This window comes from Streptomyces sp. NPDC097981, assembly GCF_040302565.1.
Taxonomy (GTDB): Bacteria; Actinomycetota; Actinomycetes; order Streptomycetales; family Streptomycetaceae; genus Streptomyces.
This window is the reverse complement of sequence record NZ_JBEORW010000020.1, coordinates 100,028-124,624: the sequence shown is the minus strand read 5'-3', so window position 1 is coordinate 124,624 and position 24,597 is coordinate 100,028. Positions and strand designations below refer to the sequence as shown.

Below are 24,597 nucleotides of genomic sequence, written 5' to 3'. Positions count from 1 at the left end.
GAGCGGCAGGGGCGGCTTGACCGCCATACAGCGTACGCCTGGCGTTGGCGCACCGTATGCCCGGGGCTTCCCGGGCCCACAGTCTGCCGGCCCGGCCCCACGGCCCGGCCTGCGAGAGTCCGGGCGTGCGGTTTCCGCGTCCGCCGCACTCAATCGGCCGCCGTCAGCTCCCTGTCCAGCACCGTCACCAACCGGGCCCCCTCCTCCCCCTTCCGCCCCCTGCGCGCCTGGTCCAGCCGCAGCCGGGCCGACCGGCCCGCCAACGCCAGCGTCATCAGCTGGTTCCCGAACCACGGCCCACCCGTACGCCGCCAGCTCAGCGGCGGCCGACCCGTCCGCCCGTGCCGTGAGAAGCCACGGCCCAGCCACCGCCCCGTCCGCGACCACCCCAGCCGGAAGCCCCACTTCACCGCCGTGTGGATCGAGTTGTGCACCGGCGAACACGTCAACTGGAACACCCTCGCCGTACTCGGTATTCGAGGCTCGGCCACGTATGCGTGATGCACGTCCCCGGACAGTACGCACACCGTCGCCGGCGCCCGCGGCCCCGTCCCCACCTCCTCGATCAGATCGCTGAGCGCCTCGAACGAGGCCGGGAACGCCGCCCAGTGCTCCAGATCGCTGCGCCGCCGCAGGTCCTCCCCGATGCGCGCCCACCGCGGCCCCCGCTCACCACGGCACAGCGCGGCATTCCACACCTCCGCGTCATGGATCAGCGGCGGCATCAGCCACGGCAGCGAGGACCCGATCAGCAGGTGGTCATAACTCCCGTGCCCGGACAGCGCGTTCTCCCGGACCCACTCCTGCTCCGCCGGATCGAGCATCGCCCGCCCGTCCTCGGCCAGCACCCGCGCCGCCCGCGTGTCCACCATCAGCAGCCGTGACCGGCCGAAGTCACGCCGGTAGCTCCAGCGCACCGAGCCCGGATCGGCATCCGCCGAGGCGGCGAAGGCCCGCAGCGCATCCGTACCGTCCGGGGTCCCGCGCACGGCCGCGTACAGCGCGTCGGCCGCGAGCTCGGCCGGCGAGAGATTGCCCAGGTGCTGATACACCCAGTACGACATCAGCCCACTGAGCACCCGCTCCTGCCACCACGGCGCCGCCCGCATCCCCGCCAGCCACGCCGCGCTGGTGTTCCAGTCGTCCACGACATCGTGGTCGTCGAATATCTGCAGGCTGGGGACGGTGGACAGCAGCCAGCGGATCTCCGGGTCGAGCCAGGACTCGTAGTACAGCCGGGTGTACTCCTCGTAGTCCGCGACCTGCGCGCCGGGAGCCTCCCGCAGGTCCCGCCGGGCCGCGAGCCACCGCCGCGTCTCCCGCGACAGCTGATCCGCGTACACCTGGTCGCCCAGCAGAAGGAGGACATCCGGCCGCACCTCGTCCGGATCGGCGGCCAGCCGCGCCGCCAGGGTGTCGAGGGCATCCGGACCGTGCGGCCCGCGCCGGCCGGCCGGCGGCGCGGCCTGCCGGCACGACCCGAACGCCACCCGCAGCCCCGGCGCCGGCCGCCCGCTCGCCGAGACGGCGGACGTGACCGCGGGCGTGGTGATCGTGCTCGGGGGGAAGGCCGTGCCTGCCGGGGGCCAGACGCGCACGCCGTCGAGCAGCATCTCGTACGCCGTGGTGCTCCCCGGGGTCAGGCCGGTCACCGGCACCAGTGCGTAGTGGTGTCCGGCGATCTGGAAGGTGCGCACGCTGCCGCCGGCTCCGTCGGCACACCGCACTTCGGCCGTGCACGGGCGATCGGCCTCGACCCATATCGTGGCCGAACCGCCCGTGTCCCAGTCGACGTAGCGAAGCAACGGCCCCAGACGCAATCCGGCCATGCAACTCCCCCTCCTCCGTAGCCCCTTCGATCACGGTACGACGGGGAGGGGGAGCGCGGCCTCCCCCTGGCGGGGGAAAGGCCGGGTGAATGATCGGCGGCCGGTTGGGCTTCCGGTTCGGCCCGGGTCCGGCCTCCGGCCCGGACCGCGTATCAGCAGCCGTTGAGGATGTTCACCAGGGCCGTCTTCTCGCCGGAGTCCATGTTCAGACCCCAGTACTGCTTCACCTCGACCCACATGCGGGCGTAGGTGCAGCGGTAGGCGGTCCGCGGCGGCAGCCACTTGCCCGGGTCGAGGTCGCCCTTGGCCTGGTTGACGTTGTCGGTGACCGCGATGAGCTGCGGGCGGGTGAGGTCGTTGGCGAACTGCTGGCGCTTGGCGGTGGTCCAGGAGCTGGCCCCGGAGCGCCAGGCCTCGGCGAGCGGGACGACGTGGTCGATGTCGAGGTCGGCGGCGGCGGTCCAGGTGGCGCCGTCGTACTCGGAGTACCAGCTGCCGCTCACGGCGGCACAGGAGGAGTCGGTGACGACGTTGACGCCGTCGCGCTTGAGGACCGTCTCGCGGGTGTTGCAGCTGCCGGAGACGGTGGTCCAGTGCGGGAAGAGGCTGCGGCTGTAGCCGCTGAGCGAGCCTTCCGTCCTGGGGGTGACGGTGGCGAGGTAGGAGCGGGCGGCCGCGGCGCTGATGGGGGCGGGCGGGGCGGCCTGGGCGGCGGGCGCGCTGACGAGGGAGGTGAGAGCAGCGAGCGTGGCTGCTGACGCGAGCACGCCAACTCGACGCGCGTAGACAGAGGGTATGAGGGTCTTGAGGGCCATGAGGGGCTCCCTGGATGCGGGGGGTTTGTGGCCGGTCGGCCCCGGAGGGGCGCGGCCATGGTGGCGGCGCCAGATTGCGTGGCGGCGGGCGCAAGGTTACAGGTTCGCGACATGAGCACGTCACGTGCGTGCGGTGTAACTGCGGGAAATTAAGCGGAAGTTGCAGCTCCGGGCGCGTGGCGGGTCCGCACGGACGCGGCGGCCGAGGCGCCGGGGGTGGGGCGGGCGTGGGGCCGGGCGGGCGCCGGGCGGGCGCCGAGTGCGGGGCCGGGCGAGCTGCCGGGGGCCCGCGGCGGGACCAAGGGCCCATTTCGGACGGCAATGACCGTCGCGTACCCTGTGGAGTGCAGAAGGGGAGTAGCTCTTCGCCGGACCGTCGACATACTGCTGGGTCACCCCAGCCGGCGCCCGGAGGCAGGCCGCGCACAGCGGCCGGCCAGCGAGACCTTCGGCCGCAGTGTCCTGTTCCTGTTCATCTGCACCCGTCCACACACCGGATGCGTGGACGCAGTCAGGGCGCCGCCGAGCCGAAGCGACCCCTGAAGAACCCCAGGTCTCTCGGATCGATGGCGTCCCGCCCGACCGATTGAGGTTCCGCCCCCGTGTTCAGCAGCACCTTCAGCATCACCGTCACGGCGATCGCCTTCGGAGTCGTCTTCCTCGCGGAACTCCCCGACAAGACGGCCCTCGCCGGCCTGATGCTCGGCACCCGCTACCGCGCCTCGTACGTCTTCGCCGGCGTTGCCGCCGCCTTCGCCGTACACGTCGCACTCGCCATCGCCGCAGGCAGCGTGCTCACCCTGCTCCCGCACCGGCTCGTCCAGGCCGTCGTCGGCGTCCTCTTCCTCGCGGGCGCGGCCATGCTGCTCCTGAAGAAGAGCGACGGGGACGAGGAGGTCAAGGCACCTGCCGACCAGTCCTTCTGGAAGGTCTCCGGGGCCGGATTCATGCTGATCCTGGTGGCCGAGTTCGGTGACCTGACCCAGATCATGACCGCAAACCTCGCCGCACGGTACGACAACCCCGTCTCGGTCGGCATCGGCGCCGTCCTCGCCCTGTGGGCAGTCGCGGGCATCGGGATCCTGGGCGGGAAGACCCTCATGAAGTACGTGCCGCTGCGCCTGATCACGAAGGTCGCGGCAGGCGTGATGGCAGCGCTGGCCGCGTTCTCGCTCTACGAGGCTGTCGCGGGCTGACGGGGGGTGCGGGATGCGGGGATATCCCCTTGCGGGAGGAGTGCGTACGGGGCACGCTCGCGGCTGTGATCGACACGACCCACTCCGCGTCCCCGTCCCCGTCCGGGCCCGCGTCTGCTGCAGTCCCCGGTCCGGCGGCTGGGGCGGAGCGACGCTTCGGCTGGTCCAACATGTTCGTCCACCCCGACGAGGACACCCGCACCGACGGCGGCTTCCACGGCGAACACGCCGTCCTCGCCGGATACCTGCGCGACCAGCGGCTGACGCTGGAGCTGAAGTGCACCGGACTCGACGCCGAGGAGATGGCGCGCCGCTCGGTCGAGCCGTCGAACCTTTCCCTGCTGGGGCTCGTGCGGCACCTGGCGGGGGTGGAGCAGTACTGGTTCCGCCACGTGATGGCGGGCGAGGACGTACGACGGCACTACCGGACGGCGGAGGATCCGGCGGCCGATTTCACGGGGGCGGTGGCCGACCCGGCGGTGGTCTCGGACGCGTGGGCCACCTGGCGGGCGGAGGTCGCCCATGCGGAACGGCTGGTGGCCGAGGCCCCCGGCCTGGACGTCGCGGGCGACAGCGGCGGACAGCCGATGGAGCTCCGCGAGGTCCTGGTCCACATGATCGAGGAATACGCCCGCCACAACGGCCATGCCGACTTCCTGAGGGAGCGGATCGACGGGCGCGTGGGGCAGTAGTAAGCCGGCAGCAGGGCCGGGGCGTCTGCAGGGCGGCGTGGGCGGCGCGTGCCGCCCCTCGTACCGCCGCGCCTCAGGAACCCGGCGTCAGCGTGAGGTGGATCGTGCCGTCCTGGGTGGTCGTCACCCGGACCGACGTCAGGTCGGGGACGTGGGCCGTCGGCGCGTGGGCCGCGGCTCGGGGGCCTATGCCGATCACGCGCATGCCCGCAGCCCGGCCCGCGGCGATGCCTGCGGCGGAGTCCTCGAAGACGATGCAGTCGGCCGGATCCACGCCCAGCTCGGCGGCGCCCTTGAGGAAGCCCTCGGGGTCGGGCTTGCTGGCTTGGACGGACTCGGCCGTGACCCGCACTCCGGGCATCGGCAGGGCTGCGGCGGTCATCCGGGCCGTGGCCAGAGCCGCGTCCGCGGAGGTCACCAGGGCGTGCGGCAGTCCGTCGAGCGAGGCCATGAACTCCGCGGCTCCGCCGACCGGGACCACACCGTCGGTGTCGGCGGTCTCGCGGGCGAGCATCACGGTGTTCTCGGCGTAATTGAGCTCCATCGGGCGCTCCGGCAGGAGGATGGCCATCGTGGCGTAGCCCTGCCGACCGTGGACCACCTTGAGGGCCTCCTGCGGATCCAGCCCGTGGGACACCGCCCAGTCGCGCCAGCAGCGCTCGACCACCGCGTCGGAGTTGACGATGGTGCCGTCCATGTCCAGAAGCAGGGCTTTGGCGGTGAGGACGGCGGGTGCGGTGGTGGTGCTGGCCGGCATCGGTGGTGCTCCAGACGGGGCGGGAAAGAGAACAAGCGGTTCCGCCCACCGGTCAGGGAATGCGGGCGGAACCACTTTGTTCCTTCACGATACAAAACATGGGGCCGTCCGCGCCACTCCGCGTGGAATCAGCCCGTGCCCTCCAGGGCGCGGCGGGTCTGCGGACCGTAGACGCCGTCGGGGTCGTCCCAGATGTCGTTGCGCCACTGGAACTCCGAGACCGCGTCCTCCGTACGGCCGTCGTACTTGCCGTTGATCTTTCCGCGGTACAGGCCCCGATCCGCCAGGAGCCGCTGCATCTTCTCCACCTCCGGGCCCGAATCCCCGTACCTCAGCGTCGGCGCCTGCGGGGGCGGGGCCGGGCTGCTCGGCTTGCGGCTCGCGCTCGCCGACGGAGACGCGGACGGGGCCGCCGGGGCTCGGGACGCGCTGGGCGAGGCGGAGGGCGACGCGGACTTGGAGGCGCTCGACGACGGCGAAGCCGGCGCGGAGGCGGAGCGGGACGGGCTGCCGGTGGGTGCCGGCTCCGTCGGGCCGGCCGGAGCCAGGCTGGCGGCGGGCGCGGACGGCTTGGCGTCCAGCAGGACGGTGTCGCTGTCACCGGAGCGCGGGAGCATCCCCAGCGCCAGGGCCGCAGTGCCGACGGCCACCACCGTGCCGGCGCCGGCCAGGATCGTCGGGAACCGCCGCCGTCCGGTTGCGCCGGACCGCCCTTCGGGGCCCCTCCCCCCGCCGCTGCGGCCGGCTGCCGGGTCGACTGCCCGGAGCTGGACCGTCTCGGCAGGCCAGAGTGCCTGCGGCGGTGTGTCCGGCCACGCCGCGGGCATCCCGTACGCCGGAGTGTCGTCCCCCTGAGGGGCCCCGACGGGGGCGGCGTACCCGCCCGCGGGCCCGGCCACCACGCCCCGCACCGGCTGCGGGGGCGGCAGGTCGTCGGACTGGTGCGGGTTGGGAAGCGTCACGTACGGACGGATCCGCAGTGGCTCGAAACCCGCCCCTCGCAGGCACCCGCAGCCGCCACCCACGGCGTCGCATTCTGGACAGCGCTCAGCGCTCACTCGAATCCTCCCCTGGCCAATGCCTGCGATTATGCAGACCCTCCAGGGCTCGCCCAACCTGCCCCGAGAGGCTATTTCCGGCCACACCGCTCAGGATGGACATGTTGATCCGGCCTGAGGAGGAACGGATGGCTCAGGATGTGACCACGGATCCCGCGGACCCCGTTCCCGACCCGGCCAGCGCCGGACCGGCCGCCGAACACGCTTCCCGCGAGGTCCTCGTCTCCATCGGTGCCCTGCTGCTCGGTCTGCTGATCGCCGCCCTCGACCAGACCATCGTCTCCACGGCCCTGCCGACGATCGTCAGCGAGCTGGGCGGTATGGCCCACCTGTCCTGGGTCGTCACCGCGTACATGCTGGCCTCCACCGCCGCCACACCCCTGTGGGGCAAACTCGGCGACCAGTACGGACGCAAGAAGCTGTACCAGGGCGCCATCGTCCTCTTCCTCATCGGATCGGCGCTGTGCGGACTCGCCCAGGACATGCCGCAGCTCATCGGCTTCCGCGCGCTGCAGGGCCTGGGCGGCGGCGGGCTGATGGTGCTGTCGATGGCGATCGTCGGCGACATCGTCCCGCCCCGCGAACGCGGCAAGTACCAAGGCCTGTTCGGCGCCGTCTTCGGCGCGACCAGCGTCCTCGGACCGCTGCTGGGCGGCCTGTTCGTCGACAACCTGTCCTGGCGCTGGGTCTTCTACATCAACCTCCCCATCGGTCTCGTCGCGCTCGGCGTCATCGCCGCGGCCCTGCACATTCCCGTGCGGCGCGCGAAGCACACCATCGACTACCTCGGCACGTTCCTCATCGCCTGCGTCGCCACCTGCCTCGTGCTCGGCGCCTCCCTCGGCGGCGCCTGGGGCTGGGGCTCGGGGCGGATCGTGGGCCTGGCCGTCCTCGGCGCCCTGCTGCTCGCCGTCTTCCTCTTCGTCGAGCGGCGGGCCGTGGAACCCGTCCTGCCGCTGGGGCTGTTCAGGATCCGCACCTTCACCCTCTGCTCGGTGATCAGCTTCGTCGTCGGTTTCGCGATGTTCGGCGCGATGGTCTACCTGCCGACGTTCCTCCAGGTCGTCCAGGGCGTCTCGCCCACCATGTCCGGCGTCCACATGCTGCCGATGGTGCTCGGCATGCTGATCTCCTCCACCGCCTCCGGCCAGATCGTCAGCCGCACCGGACGGTGGAAGGTCTTCCCGATCGCGGGCACGGCCGTGACCGCGATCGGGCTGCTCCTGCTGCACCAGCTGGAGCGCACCAGCGGCACCTGGGAGATGAGCATCTACTTCTTCGTCTTCGGCACCGGACTGGGCCTGGTCATGCAGGTGCTGGTGCTGGTCGTGCAGAACGCCGTCAGCTACGCCGACCTCGGCGTCGCCACCTCCGGCGCCACCTTCTTCCGCTCCATCGGCGCCTCCTTCGGCGTCGCGATCTTCGGCACGGTCTTCACCAACCGGCTCGACGGCAAGCTCGCCACCGCCCTCGCCGGGGCCCCGGTGCCGCCCGGTACGGCCGCGCAGGTGGAGGCCGATCCCCGCGCCATCGGACAGCTGCCCGCCGACCTGCAGCCCCGCGTGCTCGACGCCTACGCCGCCGCCATCACCGACGTGTTCCTCTACGCCGTGCCCGTCGTCCTCCTCGCCTTCGCCGTTGCCTGGTTCCTCAAGGAGGACGTGCTCCGCGGCTCGGTCACCGCGCCCGATGTCACCGAGACCCTGGCCTCCAACCCCGTCCACCGCTCCTCCCACGACGAGGTCGCCCGCGCACTGACGGTCCTCGGCAGCCGGGAGGGCCGCCGCCACGTCTACGAGAAGATCACCGCGAGGGCCGGCTTCGACCTGCTGCCCGCCGCGAGCTGGCTGCTGCTGCGGATCAAGAAGTACGGCTCCGCCGAGCCCGCGATGCTCGCGGACCGGACCACCGTGCCCCTGAAGGTGATCACGGACGCCGCCCGGCAGCTCGAAGCCCGCGAGCTGGCGGTACGGGACGGACTGCCGCTGGTCATGACCGACCGCGGCCGGGAGTGCGCCGAGAAGCTGGCGGAGGCCCGCGAGGAGTCGCTCGCCGAACTGCTCGGCGACTGGTGGGGCCCGGACCGCCCGACCGACCTGGTCAAGCTGGTCAAGGAGATCAACGCGGAGCTCTGCGGGTCCGACGCCGAGGAGCCCTACGACGCCGAGGCGCCACGGGACCACGCAGCGCCCTGACCCCACCGGCAGCCGGGCCGGCCTCAGGCCAGGGGCTTCTCGAACCAGTGCTCCGCGTACTGGCCCGTGTTGTACGCGGGTATCTCCGCATACCCGTGCCGCGCGTACAAGGCGCGCGCCTCCACCAGGTCCGACCGGGTGTCGAGCCGGACCCGCTCGGCGCCCAGCGTGCGGGCCTCCTCCTCCAAGGCGGCGAGCAGCGCCGCCCCGCCGCCGGTACCGCGGGCGGTCGGGTCCACGTACACCCTGGTGAGCTCGGCGGTGGCGGGGTCGAGCAGCCGTATGCCGCCGCAGGCCAGGGGCGTTCCGTCCAGCCGGCCGACCACGAACCGGCCTGTCGGCGGGACGAGTCCGTCGGCCGGGTCGTCCCGCAGGCCCTCGTCGATCTCGGCCTCGGTGGCGGGCCGTTTCCAGTACCGGCCGGCGACCTCCGCGTAGTACGCGCGGCGCAGCGCGGTGGCGTCGGAGGTGGCGAAGTGCTCTGTGACGACGGCCCAGTTGCCCGCCGTGGCGGCAGTGGCAGTGGCAGGGGCAGCGGTGGGACTGCTGCTCGCGTTGTTGATGTTCATGGCGTCATTGTGGAGTCGGGGCGCGTGCCGCCGCGTGGAATATCCACACCCACGGGCCGATGATAGGAAAAGGTGTAAATCACTCACACGGAGGGCGTGAAACGTCATGTCCGAGCACCCTGACGCTGCCCTGATCCGCCGCGGCTACGAGGCCTTCGGCAAGGGCGACATGGAGAAGCTGGGCTCGCTGATGACGGCGGACGTCATCCACCACGTGCCCGGCAGTAACCCCCTCTCCGGGCACCACAAGGGCCGTGAAGCCGTCCTCGACATGTACCGGCGGCTCGGCGAGGAGACGAACGGGACCTTCCAGGCGGATCTGCACACCGTGCTGGTCGACGGGCGCGGCCACGTCATGGCCTTCCACACCGCGCGCGCCGACCGCGGCGACCGTGGGATCGAGATCCAGGAGGGCCTCTTCTTCACGATCGTCGGCGGGAAGATCAGCGACATCGACGAATGCACCCAGGACATCGACGAGGAGGACGCCTTCTGGGGCTGATCCCGCCGCCCCAGAAGCCCCAGCCGCCCCGGAAGCCCCGGGTGCCACCGCAGTCCCGCCCCGCCCTGCCCGCCTCGCCGCGACCGCGCTCCGTAGTGCCCCCGTAGCGCCACCCCCGTAGTGCGGCCGCGGCGCCTCAGCCCTGCGGTTTCGGCGCAGCCTGCTGCACGACCTCGAACGACCACACCGTCGACCCTGAAGCCGCCGGCTTCGGCCGCTCACCCGTGCCCGAGCCCGCGCCGCCGCCCTGGTGCGCCGCCTTCATGGGCCCCTCCATCCACGCCTGGAAGTCCTCCTCCGACCGCCACCGCGTGTACACCAGGTACTGGTCCGTCCCCTCGACGGGACGCAGCAGCTCGAACCACTCGAACCCGTCCGAACCCTCCACGGTGCCCGCCCGCGAGGCGAACCGCTGCTCCAGGACTTCCCTCTGCTCGGCGGGCACGGTCAGTACGTTGATCTTTACGATGCTGGGCACTCGACACCTCTCGGGAGACAGAGACCGGGCACTGCACCCAGCCTTGATCATGTGTGTGCAGTCTCCTACATGCGCCGGTCAAAGCACCGTGAGGTCGATTCCCGGGCTCCGCCCGTGGCGCAGCGGGGGCGCAGCGCGAGCGAAGCGGGGGCTCAGCGCGAGCGCAGCGGGAGCGATGCGCATGGCCCCGCGGCTCCTGTGCTGGTCAGGCCCAGGCGGACCAGGCGCAGGTCAGGGCCTGTGTGAGTGCCCGGACAGCCTTGTCGATCCCCGCGATGCTCACGCCCGCCATCCTGGGCATCCCCTGCGGGATATCGTCCTCCCAGGTAATGAAGCGGTGCATGAAACGCGGCAGCCAGGCGAAGTCAAGGTTGCGGTCGACAGGGCGGGAGGCCGGCGAGGCGTGGCTAACGCGGCGGAGCACGGTGGTGCGAAGGGACATGCCGGGGTCATAGGCGGTAGCGGCAGACTGGGGGCGGCACGGTTCCTGCTGTGGGCGCTGGCCGGTGTCCTCGCCGTCAGACAGGCCGCCGCCGTGCTGCGTATGCCCCCCGTCGAGTGGCTCGGCGAATTCCGGCTCCCCGGCACCTTCCCCGGGTCGCTCTACGACGGCGGCCAGTTCACCGGCACCCCCTTCGCCGGGCTGGTCCTGAGGCCCTTCCTCGGTCTTGCGGCGCCCTCGCTGGAGGTGGCCTGGACCTGCGTGACGCTGCTGTTCGTCGCCTCCGTCGGGCTGGTCGCCGCGCGCGGCCTGCCCGACCCGGTGCCCCGGCGCACCGCGCTGCTCGCCGCGCCCGTGCTGGTCGGCCTGATGATGGTGTCGCTGCCCGTCCGCGCGGCCGCCTCGCCGGGCCAGACCGCCGCCCTGCCCGTACTGCTGGTGCTGCTGGCCGTGTTCCGGGTGCCCGGCGAGCGCCCGGCCGGCTTCCTAGTCGGCCTCGCCGCCGCGCTCCAGCCGGCCCTGCTGCTCTTCGCGCCGCTGCTGTGGCTGACCGGCCGCCGCCCCACCGCCAAGGCAGCCGCCGCGACGTTCGCCGGAGCCACCGCGCTGTCCTGGGCGGCCCTGCCGCGCGACTCCTGGACCTACTGGGTGCACCACCTCGCCGGCACCGGCCTCGGCGCCCCCGACAGCCTCGCCAACCAGTCCGTGCACGGTGCGCTGCTGCGGCTCGGCCTCAGCGGCCCCGCCGAGATCCTGCTGTATGCGGCGCTCGCGGCCGCTGTCGTCTGGGCCGGTCTGCGCCGCGCGGCCCGCTACGCACGCGACGGCCAGCTGCTGCTCGCCGTCGCCGTCACCGGCTGTGTGGCCGTCGCCGTGGCGCCGACCGGCTGGCGCCACCAGCTGCTGTGGGTGCTGCTGGCGGTGGCCGGCAAGGTCGGCAAGCGGGCGGCGGACCGGCCCGTGTGGCCGGTGGCCGTGGTGCTCGCCATGACGCTGCCCAGCGACGTGCTGCTGCCCAACCTGGCGGCGCTGGCCCCCGTACGGGACAACGTGCTGCTGCTCGCCGCACTGGCGGCGGCCTGCGCGGTGCCGTTCCTGCCACGCTCCTCGCCGTACTGGCGCGAGCCCGTTCCGACGGCCTACGGCCGGCCGGCCGCCGCCCGCTGGTCGCGGGTGCCGCTGCTGCCGTTCTGGCGGCGCGTGCTGTCGCGCCCCAACCTGCTGCTGGAGCTGCTGCTGATACGGGTCGGGTACTCGCTGTACTCGCACATCCGGGCCGCCGCGCCCAGCAGCCGCAGCCTGGCCGAGGGGCACGGCAGTCAGATCCACGCCGTCGAGCGGGCGCTGGGCATCGGCATCGAGCACGCCGTCAACCACGCCGTGGTGAACACGCCCTGGCTGGCGAAGTTCTTCAACTTCTACTACACGTCGTTCCACTTCGTGGTGCCGCTGACGATCCTGGCGGTGCTGTACTGGCGCAGGCCCGGCGACTACCGCTGGGCCCGGGCCGCCCTGGGCCTGGCGACCGTCCTCGCGCTCTTCGGCTTCTGGCTGTACCCGCTGGCGCCGCCGCGGCTGATGCCCGGGCTCGGCTTCATCGACACCGTGCACGGACCGCAGGACCTGGCCCATCCGCAGTACGGGGCGATGACCGCGATCTCCAATCAGTACGCGGCGATGCCCTCGCTGCACTTCGGCTGGTCGCTGTGGTGCGGGATCGTGATCATCACGCTCGCGCCGAAGGGCTGGCAGAAGCTCCTCGGGGCGCTGCACCCGCTGATCACGGTGTGCGCGATCGTCGCCACCGCCAACCACTGGGTGCTCGACGCGGTGGGCGGCGCCGTCGTCGTCGGCGCCGGGTTCGGGCTCGTCCACGTGCTGTCGGGGCCGCGCGGCGCGGTCCTGCCGGCCGGGGCGAGCGTGCCGCGGCCTCGCGAGCCGCAGCGGGTGGGCGCCGCCACGCGCAGCCGCGCCTGAGCAGCCGGCCCTGACGGCGTCCGCGGGGCGAAGGGGCGCCGACGGCGGATCCTGACGGGACGTTGCCGAAGGGGTGCCGGGGCAGGCCGTGTGCCCGCCCCGGCACCCCTTCGGTGGATCGCCGCGTCCTGTCAGGATCCGCCGTCGGCGGCGCCTGCGCCACCCGGGGGATTCAGAGGGCCGCCGCGCCGCCCGCGCAGAGACGGTCCACGACGAGCGCGATGGCGGCCTCGGCGGTGTCGGTCTCGGCGATGACGGTGTTCAGGCTGGGGCTGCGTACCCGGAAACGGCCGTCGGGCGTGGGCTCGGCGGCCGGTGCCTCCACCTCGAAGGGGTGGCGGGTGCGCGAGCTGAACCACAGGGTCCACTGGCGGGTGAACGGGTACAGCCGGCGCAGCTGCGGCTGCGCGGAGGCGGCCTCGATGAGCTCGATGACACCGCGGCAGAGCGTGTCGGGCCCGCCGCGCTCCTCGATCAGCCGCCACGTCGTGGGCAGCCGCTGCCAGCGGGCATCCACCCGGCGAGCGGTGTCTGTATCGGCAGCGTGAAGGTTCATCCGCGCAGTGTGACGCCCCACCGGTCTCAGGACAATGGTCCGGAAGCCAACAATCCTGCATACGTGCGCCCTCGATGCGCCCCCGCACGCGGGGCGTGCCCCTGGCGCACGTCCTCGGTGCACGTCCCCGGCGGCTGTTCCGGGGGACGGCAGGGGCCGGGGCGTGGGAGGAGCGGCCCCTGCCGCCGTGGTACCGGTACGGCCACGGGCGCGTGCTCAACCGTGGCTGACCCGGAGCTCCTTGATGCCGTTGAGCCAGGCCGCGCGCAGCCGGCGCGGGCCCTCGCCGGCCAGGCGGAGGTCGGGCAGGGCGTCGGCCAGGGCGTTGAAGATCAGGTCGATCTCCATGATGGCGAGGGACTTGCCGAGGCAGAAGTGCGGCCCGCCGCCGCCGAAGCCGAGGTGGGGGTTGGGGTCGCGGGTGATGTCGAAGGCGTCCGGGTTCTCGAAGACCTCGGGGTCGTGGTTGGCGGAGGAGTAGAAGAGCCCCACCCGGTCGCCCGCCTTGATCTTCCGGCCGCCCAGCTCCGTGTCCTGCGTGGCGGTGCGCTGGAAGGACACCACCGGGGTGGCCCAGCGGACGATCTCCTCGGCGGCCGTCGCCGGCCGGGTCGTCTTGTACAGCTCCCACTGGTCGGGGTGGGTCAGGAAGGCGTGCATGCCGTGGCTGATGGCGTTGCGCGTGGTCTCGTTGCCCGCGACCGCGAGCAGCAGCACGAAGAAGCCGAACTCGTCGGAGCCCAGGTTGCCCTGGCCCTCGGCCGCCACCAGCTGCGTGACGATGTCGTTGGCCGGGCACTGCTTGCGGGCGGCGGACAGGTTCATGGCGTAGCCGATGAGCTCCATCGCCGCGTTGGAGCCGACCTCCTCGGTGATCGCGTACTCGGGGTCGTCGTACGCGATCATCTTGTTCGACCAATCGAAGATGCGCAGCCGGTCCTCCTGCGGTACGCCGATCAGTTCGGCGATGGCCTGGAGGGGGAGCTCGCACGCCACCTGCGTGACGAAGTCGAAGCTCCCGTCGCCGCTTCCGTCGCCGGAGGCGGCCAGGGCCTCCGCGACGATTTTCCGGGCCCGGTCGCGCAGGGCCTGTTCCAGGCCGCGGATGGCCCGAGGGGTGAAGCCGCGCTGGACGATCTGGCGAACGCGGGTGTGCTCCGGCGGGTCCATGTTCAGCATGATCAGGCGCTGGGCGTCTATCTGCTCGCGCTGGATGTGCTCGTTGAAGCGGATGATCGCCGTGTTGGTGGTGGAGGAGAACAGCTCCGGGTGTGTGGAGACGTACTTGACGTCCGCGTGCCGGGTCACGGCCCAGTAGCCCTCGTCGTCGAAGCCGGTGACGCCCCTTCGCTGCGGGCACCACCACACGGGTGCGGTCTGCCGCAGCCGTGCGAATTCGGGGAAGGGGACGCGGTCCTGGAGGAGGTCGGGGTCGGTGGCGTCGAAGCCTTCGGGCAGCTCGGGACAGGGCATCGGGCGACTCCAAAGTCTGACGGCCCATCAGAAGTTGGCTTGAAGGTAGTAACGAGTTCCAGAAGTGACAAGGGCCCTCACGCCAACTGTTGCGTGTGGAATCCGTGTAAGCCGCGTGCAAGACCCTTGCGTGCCGGGCCTCCGGGTCATAAGACTGCGAGGAGAACTAGAACGCGTACTAGTTCGAGCGGGGCGCCGGGACGGCCCGCCGCGTCGGCACAGTGCAGGAGAGGACGAGCTCATGGCCGCGGAACCCGTCATCGTCGAAGCCGTACGCACCCCCATCGGCAAGCGCGGGGGCGCGCTCGCCAACCTCCATCCCGCCTACCTGCTCGGCGAGACGTACCGCGAACTCCTCGCCCGGACCGGAATCCAGCCCGACTGCGTCGAACAGATCGTCGGCGGCACCGTCACCCACGCAGGCGAGCAGTCCATGAACCCGGCCCGCAACGCCTGGCTCGCCATGGGCCTGCCGTACGAGACCGCCGCGACGACCGTGGACTGCCAGTGCGGCAGCTCGCAGCAGGCCAACCACATGGTCGCCAACATGATCTCCGGCGGGGTCATCGACATCGGCATCGCCTGCGGCGTCGAGGCGATGAGCCGGGTGCCGCTGGGCTCCGGCTCCAAGCACGGCCCCGGCAAGCCGTTCCCGGACGAGTGGAACGTCGACCTCCCGAACCAGTTCGAGGCCGCCGAGCGGATCGCCCGCCACCGGGGTCTGACCCGCGAGGACGTCGACCGGCTCGGACTCCTCTCCCAGGAGCGGGCCGCCGCAGCGTGGGCCGAGGAGCGGTTCAAGCGGGAGACGTTCGCCGTCCAGGTCCCCACCACGGAGGAGGAGCAGGCCGCCGGGCAGGGCATGTGGCGCCTCGTCGACCGGGACGAGGGGCTGCGCGACACCAGCATGGAGGCGCTGGCCCGGCTCAAGCCGGTCATGCCGACCGCCGTGCACACCGCCGGGAACTCCTCGCAGATATCCGACGGTGCCGCCGCCGTGATGTGGGCCTCACGCAAGATGGCCCGCGCGCTCAAGCTCAGGCCGCGCGCCCGGATCGTCGCCCAGGCCCTCGTCGGTGCCGACCCGCACTACCACCTCGACGGCCCGATCGACGCGACGCGGGCCGTGCTCGGCAAGGCCGGGATGTCCCTCAAGGACATCGACCTGGTCGAGATCAACGAGGCCTTCGCCTCTGTCGTCCTCAGCTGGGCCCAGGTCTTCGAACAGGACCTGGGCAAGGTCAACGTCAACGGCGGCGGCATCGCGCTCGGCCACCCCGTCGGCGCGACCGGGGCCCGGCTGATCACCACCGCGCTGCACGAACTGGAACGCCGCGACAAGGAATTCGCGCTGATCACCATGTGTGCGGGCGGCGCGCTGGCGACCGGGACGATCATCCAGCGGCTGTGACCGCGCGCTGCGCGCACCGAACCCTGTGGGATGGGAAACAGGAGGCCCCGGTGGCCGGACCTGGGGAGGTCCGGCCACCGGGGCCTTCGCACTGCTCGCGGCGCAGCGGGGTCACTGGTGGCTTAGTACCAGTGGTGGGCCTGCCAGAAGTTCCAGGCACCGACCGGGCTGCCGTAGCGGGAGTTCATGTAGTCCAGGCCCCACTTGATCTGGGTGGCCGGGTTGGTCTTCCAGTCCGCGCCGGCCGAGGCCATCTTCGAGCCCGGCAGGGCCTGGACCAGGCCGTACGCGCCCGAGGAGGAGTTCGTGGCCGTGTGGTTCCAGCCGCTCTCACGGGAAACGATGTTGTTGAAGGCGGCGAACTGGGCCGGGTCCTTGATCATCTGGTGCGCGATCGCCTTGGCGCTCATCGGGGCCGCCTGGGCGGGAACCGTGGCGAGCATGGTGCCGGCGACGCCCAGGGCGACGATGGAGCCGGCGAGGGTCTTCTTGGAGGCGGCGATGCGGCGGATGATCTTGGACACGGAGTGAACCTTCCGAAGGGGGCAAGGGTCGTCGCGGCATGCCGAAGACATGCGTGAGCCACTCACGCGGAGGAGAGGGGTTCGTGGGGGGAAGAGGAGTCCGGGGTTTGAACCCGGGGGAAGCTCGGTCCGCCCTGCGACTCATCCAGTTCTACAGACCGGCCAGGGGGCTGGCAACGACGGATCTTACTAGCTCCCCTCGCAGAAGGGCCGTAGCGAAACCCCGTCCGGCGTGCCGGTGGAGCGCCCGGAGGCCTACTATCGCGGGTCGTATGTGACGTAGCTCCTATGGGGCGTGTCACCGCCAAGGGGGCTGAATGTCGCCTTCTGTGCCTGTTTGTACACGCTGATGGGCGCGTGCCGGGCCGCTCTCGCTCCCGGGATCGAAAGAAGCGGGCGCCTCGAACGACGCTTTCCGTACCGCCCGGCGCAGCGCCTTCAGCAGCGTGCCGCCGATCGCGAGGGTCAGTACGACGGTCAGCACGGCCCGGCCCAGGTCCCATCCCAGCGAGGTCGCCACGCAGTACGCGGCGAAGCGCGTCAGATTGGCGGCGACCGGATCCCCCGGGTGGAACGAGATCCCCTGCCCCATGCCCTGCAGCAGCACCCACCCCTGCAGGTTCATGACCGTGCCGTACGCGAACGAGCCCGCGAACCCGTACGCCGCCAGCATCAGCAGCTCCACCCGGCCCCGGAGCCTCCCCCAAGCTCTCGGCTTCGCTCGACCAGGGGGGACCCCCATCGCGCCGGGCAGCAGTCCGGCGCCCAGCGAGAACCAGCCCATCGCCAGCATCTGGAACGGCATCCACGGCCCGACCCCGCCCGTGAGCAGGGCGGAGGCGAACATCGTGACCGAGCCGAGGACGAAGCCGAAGCCCGGGCCGAGGACGCGGCCGCTGAGCACCATCAGGAAGAACATCGGCTCCAGGCCGGCCGTGCCCGCACCCAGCGGCCGCAGCGCCGCCCCGACCGCGGCGAGCACACCGAGCATCGCCACCGCCTTGGCGTCCATGCCCTGGTCGGCGATGGTCGCCACGACGACTGCGACGAGGAGGGGGAGCAGCCCCGCGAAGAGCCAGGGGGCGTCCTGCGAGTGGGCGAGGCCGGACCCGCGGTCGGCGAGGAGCGGCCAGCCGAAGGCCGCGATGCCGATGAGGGTGACGAGGAGCAGCGCGGCGGCGGCGCGGGGGCCGATGCGCAGGGGACGTGTGGGGCGCGCGGGGCGGCCGGGTCGGGCCGGGTGGTTCATGTGGTCGGCCCGCCGTCGGTGAGGGCGAGGGCCCGGGCGACCTGGGTCACCGTGAGCCAGCGCCCCGGGGCCAGGATCTTGGCCACCTGCGGCGCGAAGGCCGGGGACGACACGACGACCTCGGCGGTCGGGCCGTCCGCGACGATCTCGCCGCCCGCCAGGATCACGACCCGGTGGGCCAGTTCCGCGGCGAGCTCCACGTCGTGGGTGGCGAGGACGATGGCGTGCCCGTCGGCGGCCAGCGTCCGCAGGATCTCGATCAGGCGGGCCTTGGCCGCGTAGTCCAGACCGCGGGTGGGCTCGTCGAGCAGGAGCAGGGCCGGCCGGCCGGTGAGTACGAGGGCCAGTGCGAGGGCCAGGCGCTGGCCCTCGGAGAGGTCCCGGGGGTGGGTGTCGTCGGGGACGTCGGGCAGCAGCTCCCGGACCAGGGCCCGGCAGGTGCCGGCCGGCCGGCCGGCGTCGGCGTCGGCGGCAGTGCACTCGGCGGCCACGGTGTCGGCGTAGAGGAGGTCGCGGGGCTCCTGCGGTACGAGGCCGACGCGGCGGACCATCTCCTGCGGTGCGGTGCGGTGGGGGATGCGGCCGCCGACGGTCACCGTGCCGGTGGTGGGGGCCATGGTGCCGATGAGGGTGGCGAGGAGGGTGGACTTGCCGGCGCCGTTGCGGCCCATGAGGGCGATGGTCTCGCCGGGCGCCACGGAGAGGTCGATGCCGTGCAGGACCTCGGCGCGGCCGCGGCGGAGGGAGAGGGAGGCGAGCCGGGCCACGGGCTCGACCGGGGCGCCGACGCCGGCAGGGCCGGTGTCCGTGCCGGTGGCCGTGCCGGCGCCGGCGGGGGTCGGCGTGCTCCGGCGGAGCAGGCGTGCCAGGAGGGCGGAGCGGAGGCCGGGGCGGAGGGCGGGGCCGCTGCGCGGGGCCTCTTCCCCGGCCCGCCCCTTCCCGAACCCGGGGCTCCGCCCCAGACCCCGCGCCTCGAACGCCGGCGAGGGCGCGGCCGGATCGGGGAGGCGGGAGAGGAGGGCGGGGGACTGGCGGCGGGCGTCGCGGACCGACAGGGGGATGGGGGACCAGCCCGCGAGGCGGCCCAGGGCGACCACCGGGGGGTGGACCGGGGAGACCGCCATGACGGAGGACGGGGTTCCGAGGACCGGCGCCGCCCCCGGAGCCGGGAGGAGCAGTACCCGGTCGGCGTACTGGACGACCCGCTCCAGGCGGTGCTCCGCCATCAGCACCGTGGTGCCCAGGTCGTGGACCAGGCGCTGGAGGACGGCCAGGACCTCCTCGGCGGCCGCCGGGTCCAGCGCCGACGTGGGCTCGTCCAGCACCAGGACCTTCGGGTGCGGCGTCAGGACCGAGCCGATCGCGACCCGCTGCTGCTGGCCGCCGGACAGGGTGGCGAGGGGACGGTCGCGGAGCTCGTTCAGGCCGAGCAGGTCCAGGGTCTCCTCGACCCGGCGGCGCATGACGGCCGGGGCCAGACCGAGGGACTCCATGCCGTACGCCAGCTCGTCCTCGACCACGTCCGTCACGAAATGGGCGAGCGGGTCCTGGCCGACCGTACCCACGACATCCGCGAGTTCGCGCGGCCTGTGGGAGCGCGTGTCGCGGCCCGCGACCGTGACGCGGCCCCGCAGCGTGCCCCCGGTGAAATGCGGGACCAGGCCCGAGACCGCACCCAGGAGGGTCGACTTGCCGACACCCGACGGGCCGACCAGCAGCGTGAGCTCGCCCTCCGGGATCACCAGGTCGGCATCGCGGAGGGCGGGCTGCGCGGCGCCGTCGTACGTGACCGACACCTGCTCGAAGCGGATCACTGCGACGCCTCCTTGGGCGGTACGGGCGCCACGAAGGCGGGGAGCAGGCCGATGAGGATCGCGGCCGCCGGCCACAGCGGGAGCGTGGGCGCCGCGAGGGGGACCACACCGGGGTGCAGGGCGCCCGGGGCGACGCTCCCGGCGTAGACCAGGGCGGCGGCGACGGCCGCCCCCGACCCGGCGACCAGCCACGCGCGCCCGCCCCAGCGGTCGGGCCGGTAACGGGTCCGGATGCTGCGCCGCCCGCCGAGGCGCAGGCCCGCGAGCGCCAGGACGAGGCCGATGAGCAGGACCGGCAGCCCGTACGCGGCGCCCTCGGCGGCGAGCAGCCCGTACGTGCCCGCGCACATGCCGAGCAGGCCGCCGAGGGTGAGCGCGTTGGTGGTGTGCCGCACGGCGGACGGGACGTGCGCGGTACGGCCGTAGCCGCGCGCGTCCATCGAGGCGGCAACGGCGACGGAGCGCTCCAGGGCGCCCTCCAGGACGGGCAGGCCGATCTGGAGGACCGCCTTGATGCCGCCTGTCGGGCGGCCGCGCAGGCGGCGGGCGGTCCGCAGGCGGGCGACGTCCGCGACCATGTTCGGCGCGAAGGTCATGGCGACGACGACGGCGACACCGGCCTCGTACAGGGCGGCCGGGAGGGATTTCAGCAGCCGGGCCGGATTCGCGAGGGCGTTCGCGGCGCCGACGCAGACGAGGAGGGCGGCCAGTTTGGCGCCGTCGTAGAAGGCGAAGACGAGCTGCTCGGCGGTGACGCGGCCGCCGAGGCGGATGCCCTGGGCCGCCCAGGCGGGCAGCGGGACCTCGGGGAGGGCGAAGAGGGTGTGCGAGCCGGGGATGGGGGAGCCGAGGAGTACGGAGAACACCAGGCGCAGGGCGACGACGAAGAGGCCGAGCCTGAGGAAGGCGCCGTAGGAACGGGCCCAGGGGGCGGTGGTGCGGCGGGCGGCCACGACATAGCCGGCCACGCCGACGATCAGGCCGAGGAGCAGCGGATTGGTGGTGCGGGAGGCGGCGGTGGCCAGGCCGAGGGCCCAGAGCCACCACGCTCCCGCGTGCAGGGCGTTGCCCCGGCGGGCCTGCGGCGGGGCAACCCGGCTGCCCCGGCTCTTCTCGTATGACGACCCATACGTCTCGTACGTCGGCCAGGACGCGGGGTCGGCCTGCCCGGCGGGCCCGGGCCCGGCCGGGGGCACGTCGCCGGGTGCGGGCCGGCGTGGCCGACCCACACCCCGCCCGGCGGTGCCGGCTGCACCGGGCGTGTTGGCCGTGCCGGCCGTGTCGGTCGTATTCGCTGGGGCGGTGGTGCCGGTCGTGCCACCTGCTCGGGCGGAGCCGTCGGGCCCCGGCGCCGCGGCATCCGTGGACGCTCCCGGCGTCGAGCGCGGGCTTTCGGCGGGACGCGGGATGCCGGCCCGGGCCCGCGAAGCAGACGCGGGGGGCTCGGCGCCGTGCGGGGTATCGGCCGCCCCGTGGGCAGGGTCGGTCATCGGTTGCGGCGGCGGGACTGCCAGACCGCGGCTGCCGCCAGGGCGGCAACCGCCGCCAGGCCGGCCACGAGGCCCGTCGACGGGCCGCCGTCCTCGGCCTGCCCCTTGGACTCGTCCTGCTTCGACGGCTTCGGCTCCGCATCCGCGATCTGCTCGCCGCAGCCCTGCTTCGGGTAGCCCGACACCGCGCACAGCAGCGCCGCGCTGTTGTAGCGGAGCGGCTTGGCGACCTCCGCCAGCGCCTCGGCCGCCGTGGCGTCCGGGGCGACCTGGGCGCAGGCCGTGCGCGGAGCGTCCTGCGGCGGGGTGTCGTCCGCCGGGGCGTCCGCCGGGACTCCGAAGTCGACGACCACCGCGATCCGCTTGCGGCCCTCCACGGCCGGGGTCGACGCGCAGACCGCCGCGAAGTCGGCCGCCGCGCGCGGCTTCGCCGCCTCGGCCGCCGCGTCCGGGCTCACCGCGAAGCGGAAGCCCAGGGCCGCGCCGTCCGCCGGGCGGGCCGTAGAGGGGCCCTGGGTGGCGTACTGCCACTGGCCCCCCGGGCCCTCCCAGAACGACCAGTAGCGGTAGCCCGCCGCCAGTGCCGGGGAGGCCGCGAGGAAGGTGAGGAGGATGCCGACCGCGAGGGCCGGCAGGGTCAGGCCGCGGCGCATCAGAGCTGGTTCTTCTTCCGGCGGCCGCTCAGCAGGACCCCGATGCCCATGCCGGCCGCCAGGCCCGCGCCCACGATCCACCAGATGTTGTTGTCGGAGCCGGAGTCGGACTCCGCCTTGCCGGCCTTGTCCTTCGCCGCGGCGGCGTCACCCGTCTGCGGGCCCGTCGCGTTCAGTGCCGTCACCAGGTCGGTGCCGCCGAACGACTTCGGGTCCGTGCCCGTCGCGTGCGCGGCCAGCACCAGGGTGCCGAGGGCCGCCGGGTTGCCCTTGGCCCACTCCGCCGAGTTCGCCTTCAGCCACTCCAGCGCGCCCGCCGCCGACTGCTTGTGCCCGGCCGCGGCCAGGGCGATCACCGCGTCCGCGGTGTTGCCGGTGTCCGCGGTCGGCTGGTCCGCGCCCGGGGTGACCGCCGTGAGGTGGCCGTCCTTCTTCAGCGCCTCGGCCAGGTAGCCGGCCGCGCCCTGGGCCGCGCCCGCCGGGTCGGCCGCACCCGCAGGGCAGGGCAGCGCGGCCGCGGGGGTGTCCGTGGCGGAAGGGGCCACGACCGGTCCCTGGCCGAGGCCGGCCAGGACCGCGGCGGCCGTGGCGTCGGCATTGGCCGGCAGCTTGCCGTCGGCCGGCTGGTACCCGAAGGCGCCCCGGTCGGCTTCCGGCTCGGCGGCGCAGCCCAGCTGGAAGGCGAGCAGGCCCTCGTACGCGGACTTGCCCGCCTTCGACTTGACCTCGGCCGGCTTCTCGCCGGCCGCGGCCAGCGCGCTGATGACCACGGAGGTGGAGCTGGCCTCGCTCGGGGTGCCGGGGACGAAGGCCCAGCCGCCGTCCTCGTTCTGGACGGACTTCAGCCAGTCCACGCCCTTCTTCACCGCCGCGTCCTGGCCGCCCAGCGCCTTCAGCGCCTGCACGGCCACGGCGGTGGCGTTCGTGTCGAACATCGTCTTGTCGTCGCAGGCCGCACCCGCATCCGCGCGGAAGGAGGCGAAGCCGCCGTTCGCGCACTGCTGGCCGACGAGCCAGCCGACGGCCTCCTTGGCCGGCTTGACGCCCACCGTGTTCTGGGCCAGCAGTGCGAACGACTGCCGCCACACACCGTCGTACGTCGGGTCCTTCTTGCCGAACAGCCCGGACGGGATCACCGGGGCCGGCGGGGCGGACGGGGAGGGCGCGGCGAGGGCTGCGGGGGCGGCGCCCACGCAGAGCACGGCGGAGGCGGCGAGCGCGGCTGCGCTGCGGCGGACGTTCATGGGGGCGGGTGCCTCTCGTGCTGGGGAGCAGGAGGCAGGCGCGCACAGGGCACCGGGCTCCGGCTCCGTTTACCTCGACGGTGCCGGCCGCCGGGACTCCGGCGGCGCGAGCCGCGCACCTCGCGTACGGGGCAGTCCGGCTTCCCGCCCGGCAGGGGCCGGGGCGGGTCACGGTTGCGGGTCAGCGCCGGGATCTCACCGGCTTCCCCCCGTACGGAAGGGTGGACGACGGGTTTACTGTACCGGCCCGTAGCAGCCCGGAAAGGGGGGCGCCCGGCCGCAGTGCCCCTTACCGGCGGGCCTGCCCCGCCGGCGGGCCAGGCTCCGTCGTCACAGTGCGCGGTACGTGACCGGGTCGCTGCCCGGGACCGCCTCGGCCCGGCCCTGTTTCACCAGCCGGCGCACATGGGCCTCCGCTTCCGAGACGGCGATGTTGCGGGAGCCGTACGGGATCTGCTCCCAGGGACGGTTCCACTCCATGCGCTCGGCCATCCCCCACGGGGTCAGCGGCTCGGCCAGCAGTTCCCGCAGCCCGGTCAGCCGCTCCTCGTGGTGGCGCAGCAGTTCGCCCACCCGGGCCGGTGCGTCGGTGAAGGCGTGCTGGTGGGCGGGGAGCACCTCGGCCGGGTCGAGGCGGCCGATCCGTTCGAGGGAGTCGAGGTAGTCGCCGAGGGGGTCGGTGACCCGGGTGACCCCGTTTTCGTCGGGGGCCTCGTAGAGCCCGATGTGCGGGGAGATCCCGGGCAGCAGGTGGTCCCCGGAGAAGAGGCGGCCGTTGCCGGGGAGGTTCGCCGGGTGCTGTTCCTCCAGGTGCAGGCAGACGTGGCCGGGGGTGTGCCCGGGGGTCCAGACGGCGCGCAGGCGGCGCCCGGCGAGGGGGAGCAGCTCGCCGGGGACGATCTCCCGGTCGGGGACGGCGGCGCGCAGGCCGGGCAGGTGGGGGCCCCTCCCGTGCCGAAGGCCATGGGGGAGCGTGCGGCTGCCCGCGCGGGCCGCCCGCAGGGGGGCGATGTGCTCCTCGGGGGCTCCGGCGGCGGCGAGCTTCCCGCTCATGTAGTCGAACCAGACGCCGGGCTCGGCGGAGCGGGTCCGTACGACGACCTCGGTGTCGGCGGCGTGCATGGCGATCCAGGCGCCGGAGGCCTCGCGGACCCGGCCGGACAGTCCGTGGTGGTCGGGGTGGTGGTGGGTGATGACGACCCCGTGGACGTCTGCGACCGCGATGCCGAGCGCCCCGAGTCCGGCGACGAGGGTGTCCCAGGACTGCGGGTCGTCCCAGCCGGTGTCGACGAGAACGGGGCCGCGGTCGGTGTCGAGGACGTATACGAGGGTGTGGCCGAGGGGGTTGTCGGGGATCGGGACCTTGATGCCGCGCACGCCGCCGCCGTGGTCGGTGACGTGCGGGGTGACGTGCGGGGTGATGTGTGGTGCGGTCTGCGGGGTGGCCTGGTCGGGTGTGTCCTGCGGCATGAGGGCTCCCTGTCTGCGCCCGGCCGGGTCTGCGCCGCCCGGCCCACTCTCACGAGAACGTGTTCCAGTAGTAGCCCAAGTCGACCAGCTGCGGCCCGTTCTGACCAGTCGTTGGATCTCCCGGACTGTTCCGTCCTGGCCGTGGACTCCTGGAACTAGAACTGGTATCAGTTCGGGAACGCCAAGCCGCAGGAGGCAGCAGC

At 73.1% G+C, this 24,597-nt stretch carries 21 protein-coding genes; 6 read left to right on the top strand and 15 right to left on the bottom strand.

The genetic code is table 11. The annotated features are described in order from the left end of the window. Window positions 1–149 precede the first annotated feature (149 nt). Entirely contained in the window at window positions 150–1,829 is a 1,680-nt protein-coding gene (locus ABTY04_RS20745) for an alkaline phosphatase D family protein (RefSeq protein WP_352214806.1), read from the bottom strand. Window positions 1,830–1,981: 152 nt separating this feature from the next. Then, window positions 1,982–2,644 carry an HNH endonuclease family protein gene (locus ABTY04_RS20740; RefSeq protein ID WP_352214805.1) on the bottom strand — a complete coding sequence of 221 codons (663 nt, stop codon included), beginning with the start codon at window positions 2,642–2,644 and terminating at the stop codon, window positions 1,982–1,984. A gap of 602 nt (window positions 2,645–3,246) precedes the next feature. Here ABTY04_RS20740 and ABTY04_RS20735 point away from each other — a divergent pair. Both ABTY04_RS20735 and ABTY04_RS20730 read left to right on the top strand, forming a co-directional pair. Beyond that, window positions 3,247–3,840: a TMEM165/GDT1 family protein gene (locus ABTY04_RS20735; RefSeq protein ID WP_352214804.1), complete on the top strand. Its 594-nt coding sequence runs from the start codon at window positions 3,247–3,249 to the stop codon at window positions 3,838–3,840. Window positions 3,841–4,010: 170 nt separating this feature from the next. Continuing rightward, window positions 4,011–4,532 (top strand): DinB family protein, encoded by a 522-nt coding sequence (locus ABTY04_RS20730; RefSeq protein ID WP_352214839.1) that lies wholly within the window; start codon window positions 4,011–4,013, stop codon window positions 4,530–4,532. 73 nt (window positions 4,533–4,605) lie between these two features. On the opposite strand, the gene ABTY04_RS20725 is transcribed toward ABTY04_RS20730, so the two are convergent. Both ABTY04_RS20725 and ABTY04_RS20720 read right to left on the bottom strand, forming a co-directional pair. Continuing rightward, a complete protein-coding gene (locus ABTY04_RS20725; protein ID WP_352214803.1) occupies window positions 4,606–5,289 on the bottom strand; it encodes an HAD-IA family hydrolase in 684 nt (227 codons plus the stop codon). Between the two features lie 128 nt (window positions 5,290–5,417). Beyond that, entirely contained in the window at window positions 5,418–6,251 is an 834-nt protein-coding gene (locus ABTY04_RS20720) for a peptidoglycan-binding domain-containing protein (RefSeq protein WP_352214802.1), read from the bottom strand. A gap of 224 nt (window positions 6,252–6,475) precedes the next feature. On the opposite strand from ABTY04_RS20720, the gene ABTY04_RS20715 reads away from it, so the two are divergent. Further along, window positions 6,476–8,542: a DHA2 family efflux MFS transporter permease subunit gene (locus ABTY04_RS20715; protein WP_352214801.1), complete on the top strand. Its 2,067-nt coding sequence runs from the start codon at window positions 6,476–6,478 to the stop codon at window positions 8,540–8,542. Window positions 8,543–8,565: 23 nt separating this feature from the next. Here ABTY04_RS20715 and ABTY04_RS20710 read toward each other — a convergent pair whose 3' ends face one another. Next, window positions 8,566–9,111 carry a GNAT family N-acetyltransferase gene (locus ABTY04_RS20710; protein ID WP_352214800.1) on the bottom strand — a complete coding sequence of 182 codons (546 nt, stop codon included), beginning with the start codon at window positions 9,109–9,111 and terminating at the stop codon, window positions 8,566–8,568. Between the two features lie 106 nt (window positions 9,112–9,217). Here ABTY04_RS20710 and ABTY04_RS20705 point away from each other — a divergent pair, with 106 nt between their 5' ends. Continuing rightward, a complete protein-coding gene (locus ABTY04_RS20705; protein WP_352214799.1) occupies window positions 9,218–9,613 on the top strand; it encodes a nuclear transport factor 2 family protein in 396 nt (131 codons plus the stop codon). A gap of 136 nt (window positions 9,614–9,749) precedes the next feature. Here ABTY04_RS20705 and ABTY04_RS20700 read toward each other — a convergent pair whose 3' ends face one another. Beyond that, window positions 9,750–10,091, bottom strand: coding sequence for an antibiotic biosynthesis monooxygenase family protein (locus tag ABTY04_RS20700; RefSeq protein WP_352214798.1), 342 nt, complete (start codon window positions 10,089–10,091; stop codon window positions 9,750–9,752). 403 nt (window positions 10,092–10,494) lie between these two features. Between ABTY04_RS20700 and ABTY04_RS20695 the strand changes: the two genes are divergently transcribed. Next, window positions 10,495–12,510, top strand: coding sequence for a bifunctional glycosyltransferase 87/phosphatase PAP2 family protein (locus ABTY04_RS20695; protein WP_352214797.1), 2,016 nt, complete (start codon window positions 10,495–10,497; stop codon window positions 12,508–12,510). A 172-nt stretch (window positions 12,511–12,682) separates the two neighbouring features. On the opposite strand, the gene ABTY04_RS20690 is transcribed toward ABTY04_RS20695, so the two are convergent. Both ABTY04_RS20690 and ABTY04_RS20685 read right to left on the bottom strand, forming a co-directional pair. Further along, complete coding sequence (locus ABTY04_RS20690; protein ID WP_352214796.1) at window positions 12,683–13,066, bottom strand: DUF6193 family natural product biosynthesis protein; 384 nt, start codon at window positions 13,064–13,066, stop codon at window positions 12,683–12,685. Between the two features lie 216 nt (window positions 13,067–13,282). Next, window positions 13,283–14,539 (bottom strand): cytochrome P450, encoded by a 1,257-nt coding sequence (locus ABTY04_RS20685; protein ID WP_352214795.1) that lies wholly within the window; start codon window positions 14,537–14,539, stop codon window positions 13,283–13,285. Window positions 14,540–14,780: 241 nt separating this feature from the next. On the opposite strand from ABTY04_RS20685, the gene ABTY04_RS20680 reads away from it, so the two are divergent. Then, window positions 14,781–15,950 (top strand): steroid 3-ketoacyl-CoA thiolase, encoded by a 1,170-nt coding sequence (locus tag ABTY04_RS20680; protein WP_352214794.1) that lies wholly within the window; start codon window positions 14,781–14,783, stop codon window positions 15,948–15,950. A 122-nt stretch (window positions 15,951–16,072) separates the two neighbouring features. Here ABTY04_RS20680 and ABTY04_RS20675 read toward each other — a convergent pair whose 3' ends face one another. From ABTY04_RS20675 to ABTY04_RS20645, 7 genes are all read right to left on the bottom strand, one after another. Beyond that, window positions 16,073–16,525 carry an aggregation-promoting factor C-terminal-like domain-containing protein gene (locus tag ABTY04_RS20675; RefSeq protein ID WP_352214793.1) on the bottom strand — a complete coding sequence of 151 codons (453 nt, stop codon included), beginning with the start codon at window positions 16,523–16,525 and terminating at the stop codon, window positions 16,073–16,075. Between the two features lie 247 nt (window positions 16,526–16,772). Next, window positions 16,773–17,723, bottom strand: a complete 951-nt coding sequence (locus ABTY04_RS20670; RefSeq protein ID WP_352214792.1) for an ECF transporter S component — start codon at window positions 17,721–17,723, stop codon at window positions 16,773–16,775. Then, window positions 17,720–19,537 carry an ABC transporter ATP-binding protein gene (locus tag ABTY04_RS20665; protein WP_352214791.1) on the bottom strand — a complete coding sequence of 606 codons (1,818 nt, stop codon included), beginning with the start codon at window positions 19,535–19,537 and terminating at the stop codon, window positions 17,720–17,722. Before ABTY04_RS20665 ends, ABTY04_RS20670 begins: the two co-directional genes overlap by 4 nt. Beyond that, window positions 19,534–20,733: an energy-coupling factor transporter transmembrane component T family protein gene (locus tag ABTY04_RS20660; protein ID WP_352214790.1), complete on the bottom strand. Its 1,200-nt coding sequence runs from the start codon at window positions 20,731–20,733 to the stop codon at window positions 19,534–19,536. The genes ABTY04_RS20665 and ABTY04_RS20660 overlap by 4 nt, the downstream gene beginning before the upstream one ends. A 290-nt stretch (window positions 20,734–21,023) precedes the next feature. Next, window positions 21,024–21,680, bottom strand: coding sequence for an SCO2322 family protein (locus tag ABTY04_RS20655; protein ID WP_352214789.1), 657 nt, complete (start codon window positions 21,678–21,680; stop codon window positions 21,024–21,026). Then, complete coding sequence (locus tag ABTY04_RS20650) at window positions 21,680–22,924, bottom strand: SCO2321 family membrane protein (protein WP_352214788.1); 1,245 nt, start codon at window positions 22,922–22,924, stop codon at window positions 21,680–21,682. The genes ABTY04_RS20655 and ABTY04_RS20650 overlap by 1 nt, the downstream gene beginning before the upstream one ends. Before the next feature lie 330 nt (window positions 22,925–23,254). Beyond that, the gene (locus ABTY04_RS20645) at window positions 23,255–24,394 is read right to left on the bottom strand and encodes a Strvi_7410 family MBL fold metallo-hydrolase (RefSeq protein ID WP_352214787.1); all 1,140 of its coding nucleotides are present in this window, start codon (window positions 24,392–24,394) and stop codon (window positions 23,255–23,257) included. Window positions 24,395–24,597: the final 203 nt, after the last annotated feature.